Source organism: Luteimonas sp. WGS1318, from assembly GCF_043187535.1.
Lineage (GTDB): Bacteria > Pseudomonadota > Gammaproteobacteria > Xanthomonadales > Xanthomonadaceae > Luteimonas.
This window is the reverse complement of the sequence record NZ_CP171131.1, coordinates 2,035,320-2,055,582: the sequence shown is the minus strand read 5'-3', so window position 1 is coordinate 2,055,582 and position 20,263 is coordinate 2,035,320. Positions and strand designations below refer to the sequence as shown.

At 69.4% G+C, this 20,263-nt stretch carries 16 protein-coding genes; 8 read left to right on the top strand and 8 right to left on the bottom strand.

The features are described 5' to 3' along the window. Position 1 precedes the first annotated feature (1 nt). Positions 2-1,825: a putative nucleotidyltransferase substrate binding domain-containing protein gene (locus tag ACF3M1_RS09505; RefSeq protein WP_394000080.1), complete on the bottom strand. Its 1,824-nt coding sequence runs from the start codon at positions 1,823-1,825 to the stop codon at positions 2-4. 91 nt (positions 1,826-1,916) lie between these two features. On the opposite strand from ACF3M1_RS09505, the gene yghX reads away from it, so the two are divergent. From yghX to ACF3M1_RS09485, 4 genes are all read left to right on the top strand, one after another. Continuing rightward, positions 1,917-2,804 (top strand): YghX family hydrolase, encoded by an 888-nt coding sequence (gene yghX, locus ACF3M1_RS09500; protein ID WP_394000078.1) that lies wholly within the window; start codon positions 1,917-1,919, stop codon positions 2,802-2,804. A 144-nt stretch (positions 2,805-2,948) separates the two neighbouring features. Continuing rightward, complete coding sequence (locus ACF3M1_RS09495; RefSeq protein ID WP_394000076.1) at positions 2,949-4,124, top strand: epimerase; 1,176 nt, start codon at positions 2,949-2,951, stop codon at positions 4,122-4,124. A gap of 85 nt (positions 4,125-4,209) precedes the next feature. Then, entirely contained in the window at positions 4,210-5,133 is a 924-nt protein-coding gene (locus ACF3M1_RS09490) for a M14 family metallocarboxypeptidase (protein ID WP_394000074.1), read from the top strand. Between the two features lie 4 nt (positions 5,134-5,137). Next, the gene (locus ACF3M1_RS09485) at positions 5,138-5,551 is read left to right on the top strand and encodes a VOC family protein (RefSeq protein ID WP_394000072.1); all 414 of its coding nucleotides are present in this window, start codon (positions 5,138-5,140) and stop codon (positions 5,549-5,551) included. Between the two features lie 19 nt (positions 5,552-5,570). On the opposite strand, the gene ACF3M1_RS09480 is transcribed toward ACF3M1_RS09485, so the two are convergent. After that, positions 5,571-6,554, bottom strand: a complete 984-nt coding sequence (locus ACF3M1_RS09480; protein ID WP_394000070.1) for a glutathione S-transferase family protein — start codon at positions 6,552-6,554, stop codon at positions 5,571-5,573. A gap of 132 nt (positions 6,555-6,686) precedes the next feature. On the opposite strand from ACF3M1_RS09480, the gene ACF3M1_RS09475 reads away from it, so the two are divergent. Then, a complete protein-coding gene (locus ACF3M1_RS09475) occupies positions 6,687-7,646 on the top strand; it encodes a glutaminase (RefSeq protein ID WP_394000069.1) in 960 nt (319 codons plus the stop codon). A gap of 34 nt (positions 7,647-7,680) precedes the next feature. On the opposite strand, the gene ACF3M1_RS09470 is transcribed toward ACF3M1_RS09475, so the two are convergent. Then, positions 7,681-9,042, bottom strand: a complete 1,362-nt coding sequence (locus tag ACF3M1_RS09470) for a family 16 glycosylhydrolase (protein WP_394000067.1) — start codon at positions 9,040-9,042, stop codon at positions 7,681-7,683. A 246-nt stretch (positions 9,043-9,288) separates the two neighbouring features. Further along, positions 9,289-9,990: a pirin family protein gene (locus tag ACF3M1_RS09465; protein ID WP_394000066.1), complete on the bottom strand. Its 702-nt coding sequence runs from the start codon at positions 9,988-9,990 to the stop codon at positions 9,289-9,291. 100 nt (positions 9,991-10,090) lie between these two features. Between ACF3M1_RS09465 and ACF3M1_RS09460 the strand changes: the two genes are divergently transcribed. Then, positions 10,091-11,005 (top strand): LysR family transcriptional regulator, encoded by a 915-nt coding sequence (locus ACF3M1_RS09460; protein WP_394000064.1) that lies wholly within the window; start codon positions 10,091-10,093, stop codon positions 11,003-11,005. A gap of 10 nt (positions 11,006-11,015) precedes the next feature. Here the strand turns inward: ACF3M1_RS09460 and ACF3M1_RS09455 are convergent, their stop codons facing one another. Then, positions 11,016-12,020, bottom strand: coding sequence for an MBL fold metallo-hydrolase (locus tag ACF3M1_RS09455; RefSeq protein WP_394000062.1), 1,005 nt, complete (start codon positions 12,018-12,020; stop codon positions 11,016-11,018). Between the two features lie 146 nt (positions 12,021-12,166). On the opposite strand from ACF3M1_RS09455, the gene ACF3M1_RS09450 reads away from it, so the two are divergent. Both ACF3M1_RS09450 and ACF3M1_RS09445 read left to right on the top strand, forming a co-directional pair. After that, positions 12,167-13,234 (top strand): D-hexose-6-phosphate mutarotase, encoded by a 1,068-nt coding sequence (locus ACF3M1_RS09450; RefSeq protein WP_394000060.1) that lies wholly within the window; start codon positions 12,167-12,169, stop codon positions 13,232-13,234. Positions 13,235-13,609: 375 nt separating this feature from the next. Beyond that, positions 13,610-15,736 carry a M13 family metallopeptidase gene (locus ACF3M1_RS09445; RefSeq protein ID WP_394000058.1) on the top strand — a complete coding sequence of 709 codons (2,127 nt, stop codon included), beginning with the start codon at positions 13,610-13,612 and terminating at the stop codon, positions 15,734-15,736. Positions 15,737-16,005: 269 nt separating this feature from the next. On the opposite strand, the gene ACF3M1_RS09440 is transcribed toward ACF3M1_RS09445, so the two are convergent. The 3 genes from ACF3M1_RS09440 to ACF3M1_RS09430 all read right to left on the bottom strand — a co-directional run bounded on the left by ACF3M1_RS09440 (position 16,006) and on the right by ACF3M1_RS09430 (position 20,246). Further along, complete coding sequence (locus tag ACF3M1_RS09440) at positions 16,006-16,425, bottom strand: OsmC family protein (protein WP_394000056.1); 420 nt, start codon at positions 16,423-16,425, stop codon at positions 16,006-16,008. A 97-nt stretch (positions 16,426-16,522) separates the two neighbouring features. Next, positions 16,523-18,121: an AbgT family transporter gene (locus ACF3M1_RS09435; protein ID WP_394000054.1), complete on the bottom strand. Its 1,599-nt coding sequence runs from the start codon at positions 18,119-18,121 to the stop codon at positions 16,523-16,525. A gap of 289 nt (positions 18,122-18,410) precedes the next feature. Then, positions 18,411-20,246, bottom strand: coding sequence for a DUF885 domain-containing protein (locus ACF3M1_RS09430; protein WP_394000053.1), 1,836 nt, complete (start codon positions 20,244-20,246; stop codon positions 18,411-18,413). Between the last annotated feature and the right edge of the window lie 17 nt (positions 20,247-20,263).

The window sequence follows — 20,263 nt, the reverse complement described above, 5'->3', positions numbered from 1 at the left end:
GTCAGTCGGCCAGATGGAACGCGCGGCGCACGTGGTCGCGGAACTCCTTGACCACGTGCAGGGCGTCGCGCAGCAGCTCGCGGTCGAGGCGACGCAGACGTTCGGTGTCGATGCGGTTGTCGGGCGCACGCCCGGTCTCGAGCCCGGCGAGCTGCGCGTCCAGGCGCATGCGCTGGAACACGTCGAGCGCCTGCGGCAGATCGCGGCCCAGCGCGGCCGGCAGCTCACCGCGTGCGGTCAGGGCCTCGCAGCGTTCCAGGCTTCCGGTGGCGGCAATGCCGTGGCGCAACGCCAGGCAGCGCAGACCGTGGACGACGGGGAAGATGCCGCCCTTCTTGAGGTCGGTGCCTTCGGCTGCGGTGCGCACCCGGCCGAAGAACGTCAACGGCGGATCGAAATTGAGGGTCGCGCGGGCCAGGTGGTGCATCAGGATCTCGTCGCCGCCGAGTGCCATCAGGCCGTCCTTGACCGGCGCGAACAGGGCCGTGTTGCCGGCCACCGGCCGCGCGTCCAATGCGATGGACAGATCCAGCGCCGCTTCGCCGCCGTGGCGCTGGCGCCAGTGCTCGATCCGCGCCTGCCATTCGCGCGCGGTCATGCGCCAGTGCGGGTTGTTGACCATCACGCCGCCGGGGCAGGGCGGATAGCCGACCCGATCCAATGCCTCGCTGAAGCGCGCCATCGCGTCGGGCAGGCCGTCCCAGTCGAGGTCGTCGGCGATCACCAGCGCGTTGTCCTGGTCGGTCTTGAGCAGCTGTTCGCGGCGGCCCTCGCTGCCCATCACGAGCAGGCAGATGCGGTCGCGGTGTTCGGCGGGCACCACCAGCTCGAACAGCCGCGCCATGACCCGACTGTTCAGGGCGCTGACCAGTTCCATCAGATACGGCATCCGCGCGCCGTGCGCGGCCAGGCTGCGCACCAGGCCGGTCATGCCGGAGGCCGCGGCCGCGATCTCGTCCAGCGACCGCGCCCGCGCCAGGCGCAGGCTGATCAGGTGCGAGTGGCTGGCGAAATGCGACAGCACTTCGGCGATGCCGAGCGTGCCGCGAAGCGTACCGTCGCGATCGCGCACGACCACGCGCTCGATATGCCGCTCGGTCATGCTGATCAGCGCCTGGAACAACACCTCGCCGGTGCCGATGCACACGAGCGGGCGGCTCGCGAGCGCGCCCACCGGGGCGTCGAGCGGCAGCCCCCGCAGCGTCAGGGCCTCCAGCAGATCGGTGCGGGTGACGATGCCCGGCTCCACGTGCTCGGCGTCCTCGACCAGCAGGCAATCGACGCGACTGCTGTGCAGGCGTGCGCTGGCCTCGGCGATGGTGGTGCTGGACGCGACGCGCTCGGCGGGCGCGAGCTGCGCTTCACCGACCTGGGTGACCATGAGTTCCGCGGCTTCGCGGCGTTCGCGCGCGTCGCCCGACAGCCGACCCTTCACCGCCAGTCCTTCGTTGAAATAGGCCGCGAACCGCGGATAGTCCGCGACCAGACTGCGGAAGGTGTCGGCCGGAATCAGGAAGCTCAGCACGTCGGAGTCGGTGCGGTAGCTTAGCCGCGCGCGGCCCGCCATCACCGCCCAGGCGCCGAAGACGTCGCCCGGGCCGTAGTCGGCGAAGCGGCGTTCGTGGCCGCTGTCGTCGCGCTGGTAGGCGTGCACCAGTCCCTTGAGGATCACGTGGGCATGGGGCGACGCGTGGCCGGCTTCTATCAGCGTGGTGCCGGCAGGGTGGAAGCCGACGTCGACGCGGGCCTGCAGCCGCGCGCGGCCGGCATCGTCGAGCAGGTCGAACGGCGGAATGCTGAGATCGAGGCCGGGCACGGGATCCATGCGCTGCATTGTGCGCCCAGCCGTCGCGCGGTGCGCCAGTGCCGGAACGCCGCCGTACACTCCGGACACTTGCCAGCGCCGGAGGCCACCGATGTCCCGTCTGACCGCACGCGATTTCCATCCCGATCTGCTGGAGCTCTACGACTTCTACGTTCACGGCCGGATCGGTCGCCGGGAATTTCTCGACCGCGCCGCACGGTTCGCGGTCGGCGGCCTCACCGCGACCGCGCTGCTGGCCTCGCTGAGCCCCAACTACGCGCTGGCCCAGCAAATCCAGTTCACCGATCCGGAGATCGTCGCCGAATACATCCGCTACCCGTCGCCCAACGGCCATGGCGACGTGCGCGGCTACCTGGTGCGTCCGGCGAAGGTCGACGGGCCGGTGCCGGGCGTCGTGGTCGTACACGAGAACCGCGGGCTCAATCCCTACATCGAGGATGTGGCGCGTCGCGTGGCCAAGGCCGGGTTCGTCGCCCTGGCGCCGGACGGGCTGTCGTCGGTGGGCGGCTATCCAGGCAACGACGAGAAGGGCCGTGAACTACAGCAGACGGTCGATCCCGAAAAGCTGATGAACGACTTCTTCGCGGCGATCGAATTCCTTCTGGCCAGTGATCGCGTGACCGACAAGGTCGGCATCACCGGCTTCTGCTACGGCGGCGGGGTGTCGCATGCGGCGGCGGTGGCGTATCCGGAGCTCGCGGCCGCGGTGCCGTTCTACGGGCGCCAGGCGAGCCCCGACGACGTGCCGCGCATTCGCGCCCCGCTGCTGGTGCACCTGGCCGAGAACGATCCGCGGATCAACGAGGGCTGGCCGGCTTACGAAGCCGCCCTGAAGGCTGCGGGCACGCGCTACGAAGGCCACATCTACCCCGGCACCCATCACGGCTTCCACAACGACTCCACGCCGCGCTACGACGCTGAAGCCGCCGAGCTCGCGTGGTCGCGGACGATCGCCTGGTTCCGCACGCATCTCACCTAGCGACGATCCGGCGGTCGTCCGCGCGTCGCGCCGGTGGATGGCTGTCAGGCATCCCGACTTCCGGCAGGGGAAACGGGCCTGCACCGGCGGCAGACTGCGCCGACAGCGTCGCCGCCGCGGTGACGCGCCGCCCGGGAGCGTCCCATGCCCAGCCGTCGTGCCGTACTGAAAACTGCTGCGCTCGCCGCTGCCGCCGGCGCGCTGCCGAATGTGACCAGCGCCGCGTCGATGGCGCGGGTCACGCCGACCGACAGGCCGCTGCGCATCCTGATCCTGGGGGGCACCGGCTTCACGGGCCCGTTCCAGGTCGCCTACGCGCTGGCGCGTGGCCATCAGGTCACGCTGTTCAACCGTGGTCGACGGCCGGCGCCCGAGTGGGCAGGCCATGTGGAACAGCTGCAGGGCGATCGCGATACCGGCGATCTGCGCGCACTCGAGGGGCGCGAATGGGATGTCTGCATCGACAATCCCACGACACTGCCGGCCTGGGTGCGCGACGTGGGCCACGTGCTGCGCGGGCGGATCGGGCACTACATCTTCGTGTCGTCGATCTCGGTCTACGCCGATAGCGGTCCCGCGGGCATCACCGAAGACGCGCCGTTGGCAGCGTATGCAGGCGTGGATCCGCTGGCCGAAACCCAGGCGTCGCTGGCGGCCGACATGGCGGCGTTGTTCGGTCCGCTGAAAGCCGCGAGCGAGGCCGAGGCGCGACGGCAGTTCGGCGCGCGCGTCGCCATCGTGCGCCCGGGCTTCATCGTCGGGCCGCGCGACGAGACCGACCGCTTCACCTGGTGGCCGCTGCGGGTTGCCGACGGCGGCGAGATGCTGGTGCCGGGCGACGGCCGGGATCCGGTGCAGTGCATCGACGGGCGTGACCTCGGCGAGTGGATCGTGCGTCTGGCCGAGACGCGCACCTCGGGCGTCTTCAACGCGACGGGGCCCGACTATCGGCTCGGCACCGATGCCCTGGTCCACGGCCTGCATGCGGTGACCGGCGGTCCGATCCGCTTCACCCATGTGCCCGCGGATTTCCTGGCCGAGCAGGGCATCGCCTTCGGCGCGGATCTGCCGATCTGGTTTCCGGCCGATCATCGCTTCGCCGGCTTCGGCCAGGTCGACAACCGGCGTGCGATCGAGTCCGGACTGCGTTTCCGGCCGCTGGCGACGACGGTGAGCGATCTGCTGGCATGGCATCGCGGCCTGCCCGACGACCGTCGCCGCACCGTGCGTGCGGGCATGTCGCGCGCACGCGAGACCGCGCTGCTGCAGGCCTGGCATGCACGCGCGGCACCGTCGCGAATCGATGCCGGCACATCGTGAGCGCTGACCGAACCGCGCGCCGCGCGGTCGCGGGCGGCGCCGACCCGCGTGTACAGTGCCCGGCCCGCAGTTCAGGAGTGAACGCATGACCGCATCCACCGCTTTCGCCGGTCTCGGCACGCCTGGCCAGCCCTGGGGCGAGTCCGAACGCGCGCAGTGGCGTAGCCGGCTCGCGCGCCATCGTCGCTACGCCGACGAGGTGCTGCCGCGCATCGAGCGGCTGCGCGCGACCTGGGACGTCGTGCAGTACGGCGAACTGGTCTACGACGGCGAAGCGTTCCCGTTGTCCGCACTGCGCAGCCGCGAGGCGGACGACACCCTGCCGATCGCCCTGGTCACCGGCGGCGTGCACGGCTACGAAACCAGCGGCGTGCAGGGCGCGCTGGCGTTCGCCGAGCAGCATGCCGCCGCGTACGCCGGACGCATCCAGTTGCTGGTGGCGCCGTGCGTGAGCCCGTGGGCGTTCGAACGCATCCAGCGCTGGAACCGCGACGCGGTCGATCCGAACCGCGCGTTCCGCGCCGACAGCCCGGCCGCCGAATCCGCGGCGCTGATCGCCCTGGTGGCGCCGGTGCGTGCGCGCATCCGGGTGCACGTCGATCTGCACGAGACGACCGACAGCGACGAGAGCGAGTTCCGCCCGGCGCTCGCGGCGCGCGACGGCCAGATCTTCGTTCCCGGCACGATTCCCGACGGCTTCTACCTCGTTGGTGATTCCGAACGGCCGCAGCCCGCGTTTCAGCAGGCGATTCTCGATGCGGTCGCTTCGGCCACCCACATCGCGCCGGCGGACGCGGACGGCACCCTGATCGGCACGCCGCTCGCGGCGCCGGGGCTGATCGAGTACCCGGTCCGCCGCCTCGGCCTGTGCGCCGGCGTCAGCGACGCGCCCTTCGTCACCACGACCGAGGTCTATCCCGACAGCCCGCGGACCACGCCGGCCGAATGCGACGCGGCCCAGGTCGCGGCCGTGCGCGCGGCGATCGAGTTCGCACTGGCCGCGCGCTGACACGATGCTGCGCGGCATTCACCACGTCGCGGTGATCTGCGGCGACTACGCGGTCTCCAAGGCGTTCTACACGGACGTGCTGGGCCTGACGGTCCTGGCCGAGCACTATCGTGAAGATCGTCGCTCGTGGAAGCTCGATCTCGCGCTGCCCGATGGCGGGCAGCTCGAGCTGTTCTCGTTTCCCGATGCGCCGCCGCGGCCCTCGTGGCCGGAGGCGCGCGGGCTGCGGCATCTCGCATTCGCGATCGACGATGTCGACGCCGGCCGCGCGCGACTGGTCGCTGCGGGCGTGGAGGTCGAGACCGTCCGCATCGATCCGTACACGGGGCGGCGCTTCACGTTCTTCGCCGATCCCGACGGTCTGCCGCTCGAACTCTACGAAGTGCCGCCGGCCGACGGGGCGTCGACCGGCGACTGAATACCGCCGCTGCGCGGGCTCAACGCGCCCTGGTCGCTGCCGCGTCGTCCAGACTGAAGTCGAGCACCGGGCCATCCGGCACGACGCCGGTCGGATTGATGTGCCGGTGGCTCTGGTAGTAGTGGCGCTTGATGTGGTCCATGTCGATCGTCGGCGCGACCGCAGGATGCGCGTACAGCCGGCGCGTATAGGCCCAGAGCGCGGGGTAGTCGACGATCCGCCGCCGGTTGCACTTGAAGTGCCCGTGGTAAACGGCATCGAAGCGCAGCAGCGTCGTGAACAGGCGCCAGTCCGCTTCGGTCAGCGTGTCGCCGACGAGGTATTGGCGCTCGGACAGGCGCGCTTCCAGCCAGTCCAGCGTGTCGAACACGCCGGCCACGGCCTCGTCGTAGGCGGCTTGGCGCTTGGCGAAGCCGGCCTTGTAGACGCCGTTGTTGAGGCCGTCGTAGATGCGCTCGTTGACGGCGTCGATCTCACCGCGCAGGGCCTCGGGATAGAAATCCCCCGGCGTGGCGCCGACCGCGTCGAAGGCACTGTTGAACATGCGGATGATGTCGGCGGATTCGTTGCTGACCACGCGCGAGGTCTGCGTGTCCCATAGCACCGGCACGGTGACACGGCCGGTGTAGTCGGGATCCGACTTCACGTACAACTGCCAGACCGTGCTCGCGCCTTCGATGGTGTCCGGGATCACGCCCGGACCGTCGGCGAACGTCCAGCCGTCCTCGGCCATCAGCCAGTGGGTGACCGACAGGCCGATCATGTCCTGCAGGCCCTTGAGCTCACGGAAGATCGCCGCGCGGTGCGCCCAGGGGCAGGCCCGCGCGATGTACAGGTGATAGCGGCCGGGCTCGGCGCGGAAGCCGCCGTCACCGGTGGGGCCGGGTGCGCCGTCGGCGGTCACCCAGTCGCGGAACACCGAGGACGGCCGTTGCAGGCGTCCGTCGTCGTCCACCAGTGCATCGTCGTCATCGCGCCATACACCATCGACCAGCATGCCCATGTCGGCCTCGTTCGCTGAAGAAAGAGCGCGCAGTGTGGACGGGCGGACGTCAAGCAGGCGTGCCCGGCACGCGCACCGCCCATTGACACGGCGACGCGCACACTCGCGGCCCGTTCCCGATGCGAATTCCCCATGCGCAGCCCTCCGCAGAACCCGCACGACCTCAGCCGCCACGATCTGCAGGAGATCCTGTCGACGATCCATGCCGAGGTCCGCGAGCGCTTCGACACGCAGAAGGGCAAGGTGGCCGACTACATTCCCGCGCTCGCCTCGGTGCCGCGCGACACCTTCGGCATGGCGGTGGTCACACTCGACGGCGACGTCTACACCGTGGGCGAGGCGCACGCACCGTTTTCGATCCAGAGCATCTCCAAGGTCCACACGCTGACGCTGGCGCTGGACATGGCCGGTGACGATCTGTGGAAGCGCGTCGGGCGCGAGCCCTCGGGCGATCCGTTCAACTCGCTGATCCAGCTCGAACACGAGAGCGGCATTCCGCGCAATCCCTTCATCAATGCCGGCGCGATCGTCGTCGCCGACGTGATCCTGTCGCACTACGACGATCCGGAAGGCACGTTCCTGCGCTTCATGCGCGAGCGTTCGGGCAATCCCGACATCGGCCGCGACGACGAGATCTGGGAGTCGGAGCGCAAGAGCGGCTACCGCAACGTGGCACTGGCCAACTTCATCCGCAGCTTCGGCAATATCGAGAACGACGTGCAGGCGGTGCTGGATTTCTATTACTTCCAGTGCGCGCTGAAGATGAACTGCATCGACCTCGCGCGCAGCCTGCAGTTCCTGGCCGACCGCGGCAAATGCCCGTCGTCGGGCGAGCAGGTGACCAGCATCGAGCGCGCCCGGCGTACCAACGCGGTGATGATGACCTGTGGCACCTACGATGCCGCCGGCGAGTTCGCGTTCCACGTCGGCCTGCCGGCCAAGAGCGGCGTCGGCGGTGGCATCGTCGCGGTGGTGCCGCACGTGCTGAACCTGTGCGTGTGGTCGCCGGCGCTGGACGAGAAGGGCAACTCGCTGCTGGGTGCCTACGCGCTGCACCGCTTCACGCGCATGACCGGCCTGTCGGTGTTCTGAGCCGGGCGCGGTGCGCCGCGCCCGGCTCACAGGCTCACGGACTCTGGTAGTAGACGTTGTCGATGAACAGTTCGACGTCCTGCACCGGCGGGTCGGCGACGACCATGAACATCTGTTTCACCGCATGCAGGTCGAGATCGTAGAAGGCGCTGAACGGAATCGTGACCTCGTGCCATTGGCCGTCGCGCGCCAGCCCGTAGTTCTGGCCGCCGGCGACGAAGTCGACCCAGCTGTCACCGAACGAGGTGTTGATACCGATCTTGAATGTCGATGCCGTCGTGGTGCGCATATGGAATTTCAGCGCACCGCCGGCATAGGCACTCATGTTGCGGTAGTCGGTGATGATGCCGAGTCCGAACCAGTCCCCGGCGTTCGCGCGGAACGCCATCGTCTCGCTGCCTTCGAACGGCGCGGCGCTGATCGGCGCGAGATTGTTCCAGAGGAACAGGTCCGCGTCGCTGCCGAAATCCAGCGCGCCGGCCAGGCCGCCCTGTTCGGAGTAGACGCCGAAGCGACCGGCCGGCACGGCGCTGTCGCCGCCGATCTGCAGCTCGCTGTCGGGATGGTCCTGGTACAAGCGGATCCAGTCGACGTGCATGGCACCGGGCAGCGGTGCGGTGATGCCGTTGGCATCGAGGATGCCGGTGTACGTGCCGCCGACCGCGAGGTTGAGCAGCAGGAAATGCGGCTGGTGGAACTCGTGCAGCGAGGCGCCCTCGATGTCCGAGATCGCCATCTCGAAGTACTGCAGGCCGTCGACGGAGACGCGGATGAACTCCGGATCCCAGGTCATCCGGTAGATGCGGTAGTCGTCGTGCAGGTCGGTCGGGAAATCCGCGAAATCGCCGTGGCTGGCATGGCCACCGCCGTAGTTCCAGTGCACCGCGCCGCCGACGCGGCGGTTGGCCATGCCCGCGGCAATGCCGTCGACGTGGCCGATCTCCATGATGTCGATCTCACCGCGATCGGGCCACACGCCGACCGCGCCGAGCATCCAGTACGCGGGCCACAGGCCGTTGCCGACCTCGGGCGTGCGAATGCGCGCCTCCAGCGTGCCGTACCTGAAATGCACGCGACCTTCGGTCTTCAGCCGCGCCGAGGTGAAGGGGCTGCCTTCGAAGGTCTCGCGACGCGCCTCGATGACGAGATTGCCGTTCTCGACACGCGCGTTTTCCGGGCGGCTGGTGTAGTACTGCAGCTCGCTGTTGCCCCAGCCGCAGATACCGATCTGGCAGCCGGTACCGACGTCGAAGGTCCAGGTGTTGCCGTCGATCGAATTGCCGTTGAAATTCTCCTCCCAGACCGGCGTCTGCGCATGCACGTGAGCGGGCAGGGCGAGTGCGGCGAGGCCGACGCAGGCGGCGATCGGAAGGGCGATGAGGGATGACCGGTCCATGTGAGCTCCTTGCGTGATGGTGTCGGGCCCATCCCCTGCGCTGGACCGGCCCCGACGCTGCCGCAGCCTGACAACGCTGTCAAAACCTCGCGCCACCAATCGGCCATTCGGGGCGCGGGATCACGGAATTGCGTTCGCATCCCGTGAAATCACGCGCATACACGACACGCCGATGCTGCGGCTGCAGCATCGGCTGGCGAAGGCGAGACGCCTCGTGTGATGCGTGGTGAAGCGGAATACGGGCGCCTACGGCGCGGTATCCACCAACACCAGTTCCGCATCGTCCAGCGCGGTGACGCGGATCACCGCTTCGTCGCGGATCGCTGCACCATCGCGGGCCTCGATGCGCGTGCCGTTGATCTCGACTGCGCCCGAAGCAGGTACCAGATAACCGAGGCGTCCATCGTCGAACGCATATTCGGCGGTGTCGCCGGCCTTGAGCGTCGCACCCAGCACGCGCGCGGCGGCACGGATCGGCAGGGCGTCGTCGTCACCGTCGAAGCCGCTGGCGAGCGCGACGAAATCGCCGCTGCGCGTATCCTTCGGGAACGGCTTGGTGCCCCAGGTCGGCGCGCCGCCGCGTGCATCGGGAATGATCCAGATCTGGAAGATCCGGGTTTCCTCGCCTTCCATGTTGTATTCGGCGTGCTGGATGCCGGTGCCCGCGCTCATCACCTGGACGTCGCCGGCACCGGTGCGCCCGGCATTGCCGAGGTTGTCCTTGTGGCTGATCGCCCCTTCGCGGACGTAGGTGATGATCTCCATGTCGGAATGCGGGTGCGGCGGAAAGCCGGTACGCGGCGCGATCAGGTCGTCGTTCCAGACGCGCAGCGCGCCCCAGCCCATGCGCGCGGGTTCGTGATAGCTGGCGAACGAGAAGTGGTGGTGCGCGTCGAGCCAGCCATGGTTGGCGGCACCGAGGGTGTCGAATGGGCGGCGTTCGATCATGTCGTTCTCCAACGTGTGTAAGGGATGGCGCCACGTTACGCCTTGCAGCGCAGGCGGGGAATGGAAATAATGGAAGACCATCCATTCCATTTTTGGCGCTATGAAGCTTCCCGATCTCGAAGCCTGGGCGATCTTCGCGCGTGTCGCGGAACTCGGCTCGTTCGCGTCAGCCGCCGAGGCGCTGGGCATCACCCAGCCCACGGTGTCGAAAGCCATGACACGGCTGGAGACACGCATCGGCACGCCGTTACTCCATCGCACCTCGCGCCGGATGACGCTGACCGCCGCGGGCGAAGCGGCCGTTGAGCGCTCCAACCGACTGCTGGCGGAGGGCGAGGCGGTCGAGGCGGCGGTGACCGCGCAGGCGGTGAGCCCGCGTGGCCACGTGCGCATGGCCGCGCCGATGTCGTTCGGCGTCGCGCATGTGGCGCCGCTGCTGCCGGCGTTCATGGCGAAATTCCCGGACGTGACCCTTGAACTCGCGCTCAGCGACGCGACCGTCGACATCGTCGGCGGCGGCTTCGATCTCGCGCTGCGGATCGGCACGCTGGAGGATTCCAGCCTGATCGCGCGCCGCTTGTGCGGCGTGCGCATCCTGCTGGTCGGCGCGCCTGCGTATTTCGAACGCGTCGGGCGGCCGAAACATCCGCGCGATCTGGCCGGCCATCGCGGCCTGACCTACGCCTACGCGCGCTCGGGCGCGGCGTGGCGTTTTCACCATGCGCGCCACGGCGACTATTCGGTCGGCGTGCCGTCAGTGCTGCGCGCGAACAATGCCGAAGCACTGACGCCGGCACTGCTGGCCGGGGCCGGGCTCGCGCTGCAGCCGGAGTTTCTGGTCTGGCGGGAACTGCGCCGCGGTGCGCTCGAAGTCGCGCTGCCCGGCTGGCAACCGCCGGAAATTGCCGTGCACGTGGTCATGCCGCCCGGACGCAGCCGCCCGGCGCGGGTGCAGGCACTGGTCGACCATCTCGCCCGCAAACTGGCGCAGGCGCCGTGGGCCTCGGGCGAATGAGAACGCGGCGTCAGCGTCCTGCGCTGTGGTCATGCACGTGGTCGCCGCGCAGCGCGAGGGCGCGATAGGCGGTCCGCGCTGCGCCGTCGAACATTGCAGCCGCGCCACGTGGACGGTCGGGACCTGCAGCGGTGTCCAGCACCAGCGTTGCGCCCAAGCCGGCGTAGAGATAGCGATCCCCATAGGCGCGCTGCAAGGCGGCGAACGTCGCCTCGCCGGTGCAGTGCCCGGGGGCGATGAAGTCGATGTCGTACGGGGCCAGTGCCGCGACCACGCCGGCGATCGCCGCGTCGTCGGCATTGACGTAATGGAAGCCGCCGATCACCAGATGGATGTCGGGGTCGAGCTTCGCCGCTTCGGCCACGATCACCGGCAGGCCTGGATGCGAGCAGCCGACGACCAGCAGCAGGCCCTCGGGCGTGCGCACGGCCAGTGACAGTTCGCGCAATTCGCGCGTTCCGGGTACATCGGACACGGTCGCGATCGCCCAGACGCCCGGCGCGATCTCCGTGGTCTGAACGACGGGCTGCAGATTCGCGCCGGGCCAGGCGCTGCCGAACTGCAGCGTCTGCGGCGGCGCGCCGTCGAAGTAGCGCATGCGCGCAGGCAGGGACGCGTCCTTGCGATAGAAGCTCGACGGCAACGACGAGCCGTAGATGCCGAAACCTTCCTGCGGCGCGTGGATCACGACATCGGGATTCGCTTCGAGCACGACCGACAGACCGGCCATGTGGTCGGCGTGGCGATGCGACATCACCACCCTGTCGAGATCGGCCAGATCCACGCCTTTGGCTGCGACGTTCCGGCGGAACGTCTCCGCGTCGTTGCCGGTGTCGAACAGGATGCGCTGGCCGTCGACCTCGATCAGCGCGGCGAATCCCCAGTCCTTCTCGAGCGCGGGGTCGTCGCCGAAGGCGTCGTAGAGCACGGTGATCGTCGGCGCGGTGTCGTCGGCGAAGACGGGCGGGGCGGCGGACAGCAGCAGGCTCAACAGCAGCACGGGACGCAGCGTCATGGCGATGGCTCGGCGGGACCGGACCTGCAGCTTAGGCCGCGCGCACGCCGTGCCGCGCTCCGATTCCGGCACACCGTGTTGCCGGTTCCGCGATGCTGGCCGCGCGCCGTGCGTTACCCTGCGCCGGTTTTCCACAGAGCCGAGCCATGCCCGTCACCGTCCGCCTGCTGCTGCCGTGCCTGATCGCCGCGCTCGCCGGGTGCGCGACGGACCGGCCGACCGAGACGCCGCCCAGGACTGCCGCCATGACCCGATTTTCCGAGATCACCGAAACCCGTTTCACCGCGCCTGAGCGCTACGCGGACGAGGTCGCCGCCGCGGCGACGCCGGCGCCAGCATTGACCGCGCCGGACGTGGACGGCGTGCGGATCGGCACTTTCGCCGGCTATCCGGCGGTGCTCGTCGACACCGCCGACGCACGCGCAGCCATCGCCTTGCACGGCGGGCATCTGCTGTCCTGGGTGCCCAGCGGCGGCGAGGACGTGCTGTGGGTGTCGCCGCGACTGGCCGATGCACCGGCCGCGATCCGTGGTGGCGTACCGGTGATCTGGCCGTTCTTCGGCCGTCAGGGGCAGACGAACGAAGTCCCCTCGCACGGTTTCGTGCGCACCGTGCGCTGGCAACTGGTCGATGCCGCGCGCGATGCCGACGGCAGCGTCACGCTGACGCTCGCGCCGCCGCGTTACGCCGATCTCGGCCTCGAACTGCGCATGCACCTGCGCATCGGTACGACGCTCGAGCAGACGCTGGAAACCACGAACACCGGCGACGCGCCGGTCGCGTTCACCCAGGCGTTGCACAGCTACTTCCGCGTCTCCGACGTCGCCGGCGTGCGTGTCGAAGGGCTCGACGGCCTGCGGTTTCTCGACAAGAACGACGGCTACGCCGCGCATGCGCAGCGCGGCGACTGGGTGCTGGACGACGCCCGCGATCCCGGCCGCAGCGACTACATCTACGCCGACGCGGGCGGGCGCTACCGGCTGGACGATCCTGGGCTCGACCGTCGCATCGAACTGACGACCTCGGGCAGCCGCTCGCTCGTAGTCTGGAATCCGGGCGAGGTATCCGCCGAGCGCAGCAGCGACATGAACGATGGCGCCTGGCGTGGCTTCCTGTGCCTGGAGGCGGCCAACGCCGGCGCGGACGTCGTGCAGCTCGCGCCCGGCGGCACCCATACGCTGACCCAGCGCATCCGGGTGCTCGCGCGCGACTGAGGCCGTCGTTTCGGCTGCTGAGCGTGGCCACAGGCGGTCCGGCCCCTGGCGGAGGAGTGCCTGGCAATGGCCGCGGCGGTGCGTCGAGCCGCCTGCCGACACGCACGTTTGCGAACGCGCTGTTGATCGAGTGTTCGAGGCGGGCGAGCGCGCGCAGAGCGCGATCAGCGGCCCCCTCTACGCGCGGGCCGGTTCACTGTACGGCGCCCGACATCGCCCGCCGTCGCGACGCCTCCGCCACCCCAAATCCACCGCGAGTGCCATTGGTTGGGTCGGTCCGGGGCCGACGGGTCGCCCCGGACCGGTATGCTGGGTGACCGGTTTCGCATGCAACTGCCGCGATGCCGGCCCGACACGACATCCCGGAGATCGACCTTGAAGAAGACCCTGCTGTCCGCGGCCACGGCCGTCGCGCTGACGATGGCGGCCTCGTCCGCTGCCGCCCACGACCATGACCACGCCTGTCTCGACGCCCTGTGCCAGCTGCAGACGCTGTTCCAGGCCGACGCGCCCGCGGGCGGCAGCGCCGATGCGCCGATCGCCGCCCAGCGCATGGGCACCTGGGGCATCGACACCGCCGGCATGGACACCAGCGTCCGCCCGGGCGAGGACTTCTTCCGCTACGTCAGCGGCACCTGGGCGCAGACCACCGAGATTCCGTCCGACAAGTCGAGCTACGGCGCGTTCCTGATCCTGCGCGACCTGTCGGAAGCGCGCGTGCGCCAGCTCGTCGAGAGCTACCAGGCCAACGACGCCGCCCATGCCGATCGCGCCAAGGTCGCCACGTTGTATGCGGGCTTCATGGACCAGGCCGCGATCGAAGCCGCCGGCGCGCAGCCGTTGGCCCCGAAGCTCGCCGCGATCCGCGCCGCCGGTGACCACGATGCGTTGGCACGCCTGATGGGCGAGAGCCACGGTGGCTTCGGCCGCAGCTTTTTCGGCGTCGGCGTGTCCGACGACCAGCGCGATCCCGACCGCTACACGCTGTACATGAGCCAGTCGGGCCTCGGCCTCGGCGACCGCGAGATGTACCTGCGCGAGAACTTCGCGCCGCAGCGCGAGCGCTACCAGGCCTACGTCGCGCAGCTGCTGGAACTCGCTGGCTGGGACAACCCGCAGGGCAATGCCGAAGCCATCCTCGCGCTGGAGACGAAGATCGCCGAGGCGCACTGGACCCGCGCCGAGAGCCGCGACCGCGACAAGACCTACAACCCGGTCGAACTGGCCGCCTTCGAGAGCACCGCGCCGGGCTTCCCGTGGGCGACGTTCTTCGAGGCCGCCGGCGTGACCCAGGCGCCGCGCGCCGTCGTGCGCCAGGACACCGCGATCCCGAAGATGGCGCAGATCTACGCCGACACCGACGTCGCTACGCTGCAGGCCTGGCAGGCCTTCCACACCGCCGACAACGCCGCGCCGCTGCTGTCGAAGGCGTTCGTGGACGCGAACTTCGAGTTCCGCAACAAGTTCCTGTCCGGCCAGCCGGAACAGCGCGAGCGCTGGAAGCGCGGCGTCTCGTTCGCCGAGAACGCGATGGGCGAGGCGATCGGTCGCGACTACGTCGAGCTGTACTTCCCCGCCGACGCCAAGGCCAAGATGGACGAGCTGGTCGCCAACGTGAAGGTGGCGATGGGCGCGCGTCTCGACCAGTTGGACTGGATGGGCGAAGAGACCAAGAAGGAAGCGCGCGCGAAGCTCGAGAACTTCGGCCTGAAGATCGGCCATCCGGACGAGTGGCGCGACTACAGCGGGCTCGACGTGCAGCCGGGCGACCTGTTCGGCAATGCCGAGCGTGCGATGACGTTCGAGTGGGACTTCCGCCGCGCGCGCATCGGCCAGCAGGTGGACAAAGCCGAGTGGGGCATGACGCCGCAGACGGTCAATGCCTACTACAACTCGGTCAAGAACGAGATCGTGTTCCCGGCCGCGATCCTGCAGCCGCCGTTCTTCGATCCCGACGCGGATCCGGCGGTCAACTACGGCGCCATCGGCGGCGTGATCGGTCACGAGATCATCCACGGCTTCGACGACCAGGGCCGCAAGTCCGACGGCAAGGGCCTGCTGCGCGACTGGTGGACGGCCGAGGACGCGGCGAAGTTCGAGGCCCAGGCGGCCAAGCTCGGCGCCCAGTACGAGGCCTACGAGTTCCCGCAGCTGCCGGGCATGCACATCAACGGCCGCGTGGCGATGGGCGAGAACATCGGCGACCTCGGTGGCCTGACGATCGCGCTCGAGGCCTACCGCCGCTCGCTGGACGGTCAGCCGGCGCCGGAGATCGACGGCTTCACCGGCGAGCAGCGCCTGTTCATGGGCTGGGGCCAGGTGTGGCGCACCCTGTGGCGCGACGATGCACTGCGCCAGCAGCTGGTCAACGGCACGCACTCGCCGGGCCACATCCGCGCGTTCGCGCCGCTGCGCAACATCGATGCGTGGTACGACGCCTTCGGCGTGACCGAGCAGGATGCGCTGTGGATCGCACCGGAAGACCGCGTGCGGATCTGGTGATCACGCGCCAGCGTTGAGACACGACAGGGCCGGGATTTCCCGGCCCTGTCGCGTTGTGGGCCCACGGATCCGTTGAGGGACGGTCTGAATAACTGCCGTCATCCCCGCGGCTCTCAACAGCCGAACGGCTGATCAAGCGGGGATCCAGCGACGTCAAGCCTTGAAAATCAACGGCGTGGGATTCCCGCTTGACCGGGCATACGTCCGTTGAAAGCCGCGGGAATGATGGTCAAGAGCAGACTTGTCAGACCTTCCTGAGGTCGCCCCACTCAGTCGCTCAACGTGCTCGCTACGCGCACCTCGCCGGTCAGCAGCCGGTGGACCGGGCAGGCATTGGCGATCTGCAATAGACGCTCGCGCTGGTCGGCGTCGAGCGGGCCGCGCAGGTGGATCATGCGGGTGATGTCGGTCCCCGCGGCGGGTTTGCCGTCCGGATCGAGTGCGAGCTCGACCTCGACCGCCTCCAGCGGCCACTGCTTGCGTGCGGCGTACATGCGCAACGTGATCGCCGTGCACGCCCCCAGGGCCGAGAGCAGCAGGTGATCGGGGGTCGGCGCGGTGTCGCCGCCGCCCAGGGTCGACGGCTCGTCGGCCTGCCAGGTGTGGCCGGCGCCGTCGTCGAGATCGACGCGGTAGTCGGGGCCCGCGGTGCGCGCCGTCAGACGGGCTCGTGCGGTGGTCATGGTCATCGTCTCCGTGCGGGACGGCCCCGCGGGCCGCGCGCCGCCAGCCTGCCACGTCGTGCGGCAGGCCGTCGGCGCATCCGACGGATCAGGCTGCGCGGCGTCAGCCCGGCGTGTAGTAGGTCGGGGCGCCCGGCCCGACCGGCAGGCCGAGGCCGAACACCCAGAGGAAGAACACCGCGGTCCAGCCGATGAAGAACACGATCGAGTAGGGCAGCATCATCGCGATCAGCGTGCCGACCCCGAGGTTGCGTTTGTAGCGCGCGGCGAACGCCATGATCAGCCCGAAGTAGCTCATCATCGGCGTGATCAGGTTGGTCACCGAATCACCGATGCGGTACGCGGACTGGATCACCTCGGGGCTGTAGCCAACGAGCATCAGCATCGGGACGAAGATCGGTGCGGTCACCGCCCACTGTGCCGAGGCCGAGCCCAGCGACAGGTTGATCATTCCGCACAGCGCGATGAAGGCCAGGAACACCAGCGGCCCCGTCAGGCCGATCGATTGCAGCAGGTTCGAGCCCAGCACCGCCATCACCTGGCCGAGCTGGGTCCAGTTGAAGAACGCGACGAACTGCGCGGCGAAGAACACCAGCACGATGTACAGGCTCAGCGTGGCCATCGATTTCGCCATCGCGTCGATGACGTCGCGGTCGTTGCGTATCGAGCCGGTGAGTGCGCCGTAGACGATACCCGCCACCGCGAAGAACACCGCCACCAGCACCACGATGCCGGTCAGGAACGGGCGCAGGCTGCCCAGGGTGTCGTCGACGCCCGGCAGGCGCAGCGCGCCGTTGGCGGGCACGGTGAGCGCGGCGATCACGCTCGCGACCAGCAGCGCGGCCAGGCCCGACCACAGCAGCGCACGCCGTTCGCGCGCAGCCAGCGGATCCATGTTCACCGGCTCGGCGTCAGGGTCGAGCTCTTTCGGATCGAAGGCGCCGAGCTTCGGCTCGACGATGTAGGTGGTGACGAACCAGCCCAGGCCGGTCACCACGAAGGTGCTGGCGATCATGAAGTACCAGTTGACCGCCGCGTGCACCTCGTAGGTCGGATCGATCAGCCGCGCCGCTTCCTGGGTGATGCCCGCGAGCAGCGGATCGACGGTGCCGATCAGCAAATTCGCGCTGTAGCCGCCCGACACGCCGGCGAACGCGGCTGCCAGGCCCGCGAGAGGGTGGCGCCCGAGCGCATGGAAGATCGCCGCCGCCAGCGGAATCACGACCACGTAGCCCATTTCCGAGGCCGTGTTCGACAGCACCGCGGCGAACACGATGACCACGGTCACCAGGTTCTTCGGTGCACCGAGCACCAGCGCCTTGATCGCCGCCGTCAGCAGGCCGGAGCGTTCGGCGATGCCCACGCCCAGCATCGCCACCAGCACCGTGCCCAGCGGCACGAACGAGGTGAAGTTGGTCACCAGGCCCATGACGATCCGGCGCAGGCCTTCGGCATCGAGCAGGCTGATGACCCGGATGATGCCGTCCTCGGCGCGTCCGGACGCGCCCTCGGGACGCGGATCCGGCACCGAGACGCCATAGGCGGCCAGCACGCCCGACAGCAGCACGATCAACAGCGCCAGCAATGCGAACAGCGTCACCGGATGCGGCAACAGATTGCCGAGGAACTCGACGGTGTTGAGCAGGCGCGTGATCGCGCTGCGCGGCTCGGATGCGGGCGCTGCCGACTTGCCTCGGGTCATCGTGCGGTCCGGTGCGGGTGGCCGGGCAGTCTAGCAAGCACCGGTCGTGCGCCTGCGTGGCCGGTATGCAGGATGGCGCTGTGAGCGCGCCCGCGCTCGATCGAACGAGGACATGAATGCGGCGCAGACGTCGCCGTCATCGGCGATGGCGTGCCGGCGCGTCGGAATCGGCGCGGCGCTGCACCGGATGCGCCGTGACGGGTATCCGCCGTCACGGCGCCGCTGTGGATCAGAGATCACGCGCCGCAGCCTGCATCCGGGCTGCGGCCACGATCGGCGTCGCGCGGGCTCAGCCCGTGGCGGACGCCTTGGCGATGAAATCGTCGACCTCGCGCTCCAGCAGCTCCAGCGGCACCACGCCGGTCAGCAGCACGCGGTTGTGGAACGCGCGCGGGTCGAAGCGCTCGCCGAGCGCGTCGCGGGCCTTGTCGCGCAGGCGGATGATCTCGAGCTGGCCGATCATGTACGACGTGGCCTGGCCCGGCATCACGACGTAACGGTCGACTTCCGAGGCCGGAATGCCGTAGTCGATCGCCTGCTGGCGGGTCCAGCGCATCGCGTGCAGGCCGGTGTCGACGACCAGACGCCGGGCGCGGAACAGTTCGGCATCGAGCTGGCCCAGGCGGCCCTCCGGGTCACCTTCGTACCAGCCTTCCTCGGCGGCGAGCCGCTCGGCGTACAGCGCCCAGCCTTCGCTGAAGGCGGAGATGCCGCCGAGCGCGCGGGTCTGGCGGAACTTCGGCAGGTCGGGGTTCTCGACCGAGAGGGCGATCTGGAAATGATGACCCGGCACCGCTTCGTGGTAGACCAGCGTGCGCAGGCCGAAGCGGGTCAGCCGATCCGGACGCAGCGGCATCTGGTAGACGCCCGGACGCGAGCCGTCGAGCGGCGGCGCGGTGTAGCTGGCCGCTGCGCTGGCCCAGCGGTACTCGGGGTAGGGCTGGGCGATGACCGGCGTCTTCGGGCGGATGTCGAACAGCGCATCGGCGCGGCGTTCGGCATCGCGCATCATCGTGTCGATGTCGGCCATGATCGCGGCGCGGCCGGTGTCGTCGTTGCTGTAGGCCAGGTCCTTGCGCAGCTGCGCGACGCGCGATTCGACGCTGCCGTCGCTGCGGCCGAGCGAGCGCAGAATGGTGTCCATCTCGGCCTCGATGCGCGCCACTTCGCGCAGGCCGATCGCGTGGATCTCGTCGGCGCCGAGTCCGGTCGAGGTGAAGCGCCTCAGGTGATACGCGTAGACCTCGGCGCCGTCGTCGAAGCGCCACAGGCCGGCATCGTCGGTGGCGCGCGGCTGCTGCGCGCGCAGTTCGGCGATCGCGCGCGACCACGCCGGATACACGCCGTCCTGCACCGTGCGCGTGGCCTCGGCGACCAGCGCCGCGCGTGCGTCCGCGTCGAGCGCGTCCACCGATTCGAGGCGCTGCGCGAAGGTCGCGACCAGGGGGTTGCCGTTGGCCGGGCCGTCGATGAACTGCTGCATCTGCGCGATGGTGGCGTCGAGGATGAAGCGCGGCAGCAGGATGTCGCGGGCGGCGAGTTCGCGCGCGCGGGCGGTGGACTCGTCCATGCGCGCCTCGAACTGGCCCAGGCGCGCCAGGTAGTTGCGGGCGTCCTCTTCGCTGCGCACCGGGTGCACCACGGTCATCAGGTTCGGCAGGCCGACATTGGCGCCGCTGAACTGCTGCAGCGGAAAGTTGTAGTCGTCGTAGCGCTCGCCCTCGACGGCGCTGCGCAGCTGCCAGTCCATCAGCTCGGCCGACACGCGTTCGACGTCGCGCATCGCGCCCCGGTCGAAGCGTGCCAGTTCGGCGATGCCGCGTTCGGCGAGCGCCAAGGTGCCCCGGCGGAACTCGGCGGTCTGCGGCGTGAGCTGGCGATCCATCTCCGACTGCAGCGCGCCGTCGAAATAGCGGCTGCCGGTGGAGGCGCTGGGCTGGCGGCGCATCCAGTCGTCGGTGAAGCGGTCGAAGAATGCGGCGACCGGCGTCGCGGCCTGACTCGAGGCCGCATCGTCACGGGGCGCGGCCGACGTCTGCGTCGGCGATGTCGAGGCGCAGCCGGCGAACAGCAGGCTGCCGGCAAGGGCGATGGCGAGCGGGGCGACGCGAGGGCGATGGGTCACGGAAACTCCGGGCAGCG

What these genes read in the sequence shown, in the direction of transcription:
- ACF3M1_RS09505 (WP_394000080.1), bottom strand. Translation starts at nt 1,825, where the DNA reads ATGGATCCCGTGCCCGGCCTCGATCTCAGCATTCCGCCGTTCGACCTG.
- yghX (WP_394000078.1), top strand. Translation starts at nt 1,917, where the DNA reads ATGTCCCGTCTGACCGCACGCGATTTCCATCCCGATCTGCTGGAGCTC.
- ACF3M1_RS09495 (WP_394000076.1), top strand. Translation starts at nt 2,949, where the DNA reads ATGCCCAGCCGTCGTGCCGTACTGAAAACTGCTGCGCTCGCCGCTGCC.
- ACF3M1_RS09490 (WP_394000074.1), top strand. Translation starts at nt 4,210, where the DNA reads ATGACCGCATCCACCGCTTTCGCCGGTCTCGGCACGCCTGGCCAGCCC.
- ACF3M1_RS09485 (WP_394000072.1), top strand. Translation starts at nt 5,138, where the DNA reads ATGCTGCGCGGCATTCACCACGTCGCGGTGATCTGCGGCGACTACGCG.
- ACF3M1_RS09480 (WP_394000070.1), bottom strand. Translation starts at nt 6,554, where the DNA reads ATGGGCATGCTGGTCGATGGTGTATGGCGCGATGACGACGATGCACTG.
- ACF3M1_RS09475 (WP_394000069.1), top strand. Translation starts at nt 6,687, where the DNA reads ATGCGCAGCCCTCCGCAGAACCCGCACGACCTCAGCCGCCACGATCTG.
- ACF3M1_RS09470 (WP_394000067.1), bottom strand. Translation starts at nt 9,042, where the DNA reads ATGGACCGGTCATCCCTCATCGCCCTTCCGATCGCCGCCTGCGTCGGC.
- ACF3M1_RS09465 (WP_394000066.1), bottom strand. Translation starts at nt 9,990, where the DNA reads ATGATCGAACGCCGCCCATTCGACACCCTCGGTGCCGCCAACCATGGC.
- ACF3M1_RS09460 (WP_394000064.1), top strand. Translation starts at nt 10,091, where the DNA reads ATGAAGCTTCCCGATCTCGAAGCCTGGGCGATCTTCGCGCGTGTCGCG.
- ACF3M1_RS09455 (WP_394000062.1), bottom strand. Translation starts at nt 12,020, where the DNA reads ATGACGCTGCGTCCCGTGCTGCTGTTGAGCCTGCTGCTGTCCGCCGCC.
- ACF3M1_RS09450 (WP_394000060.1), top strand. Translation starts at nt 12,167, where the DNA reads ATGCCCGTCACCGTCCGCCTGCTGCTGCCGTGCCTGATCGCCGCGCTC.
- ACF3M1_RS09440 (WP_394000056.1), bottom strand. Translation starts at nt 16,425, where the DNA reads ATGACCATGACCACCGCACGAGCCCGTCTGACGGCGCGCACCGCGGGC.
- ACF3M1_RS09435 (WP_394000054.1), bottom strand. Translation starts at nt 18,121, where the DNA reads ATGACCCGAGGCAAGTCGGCAGCGCCCGCATCCGAGCCGCGCAGCGCG.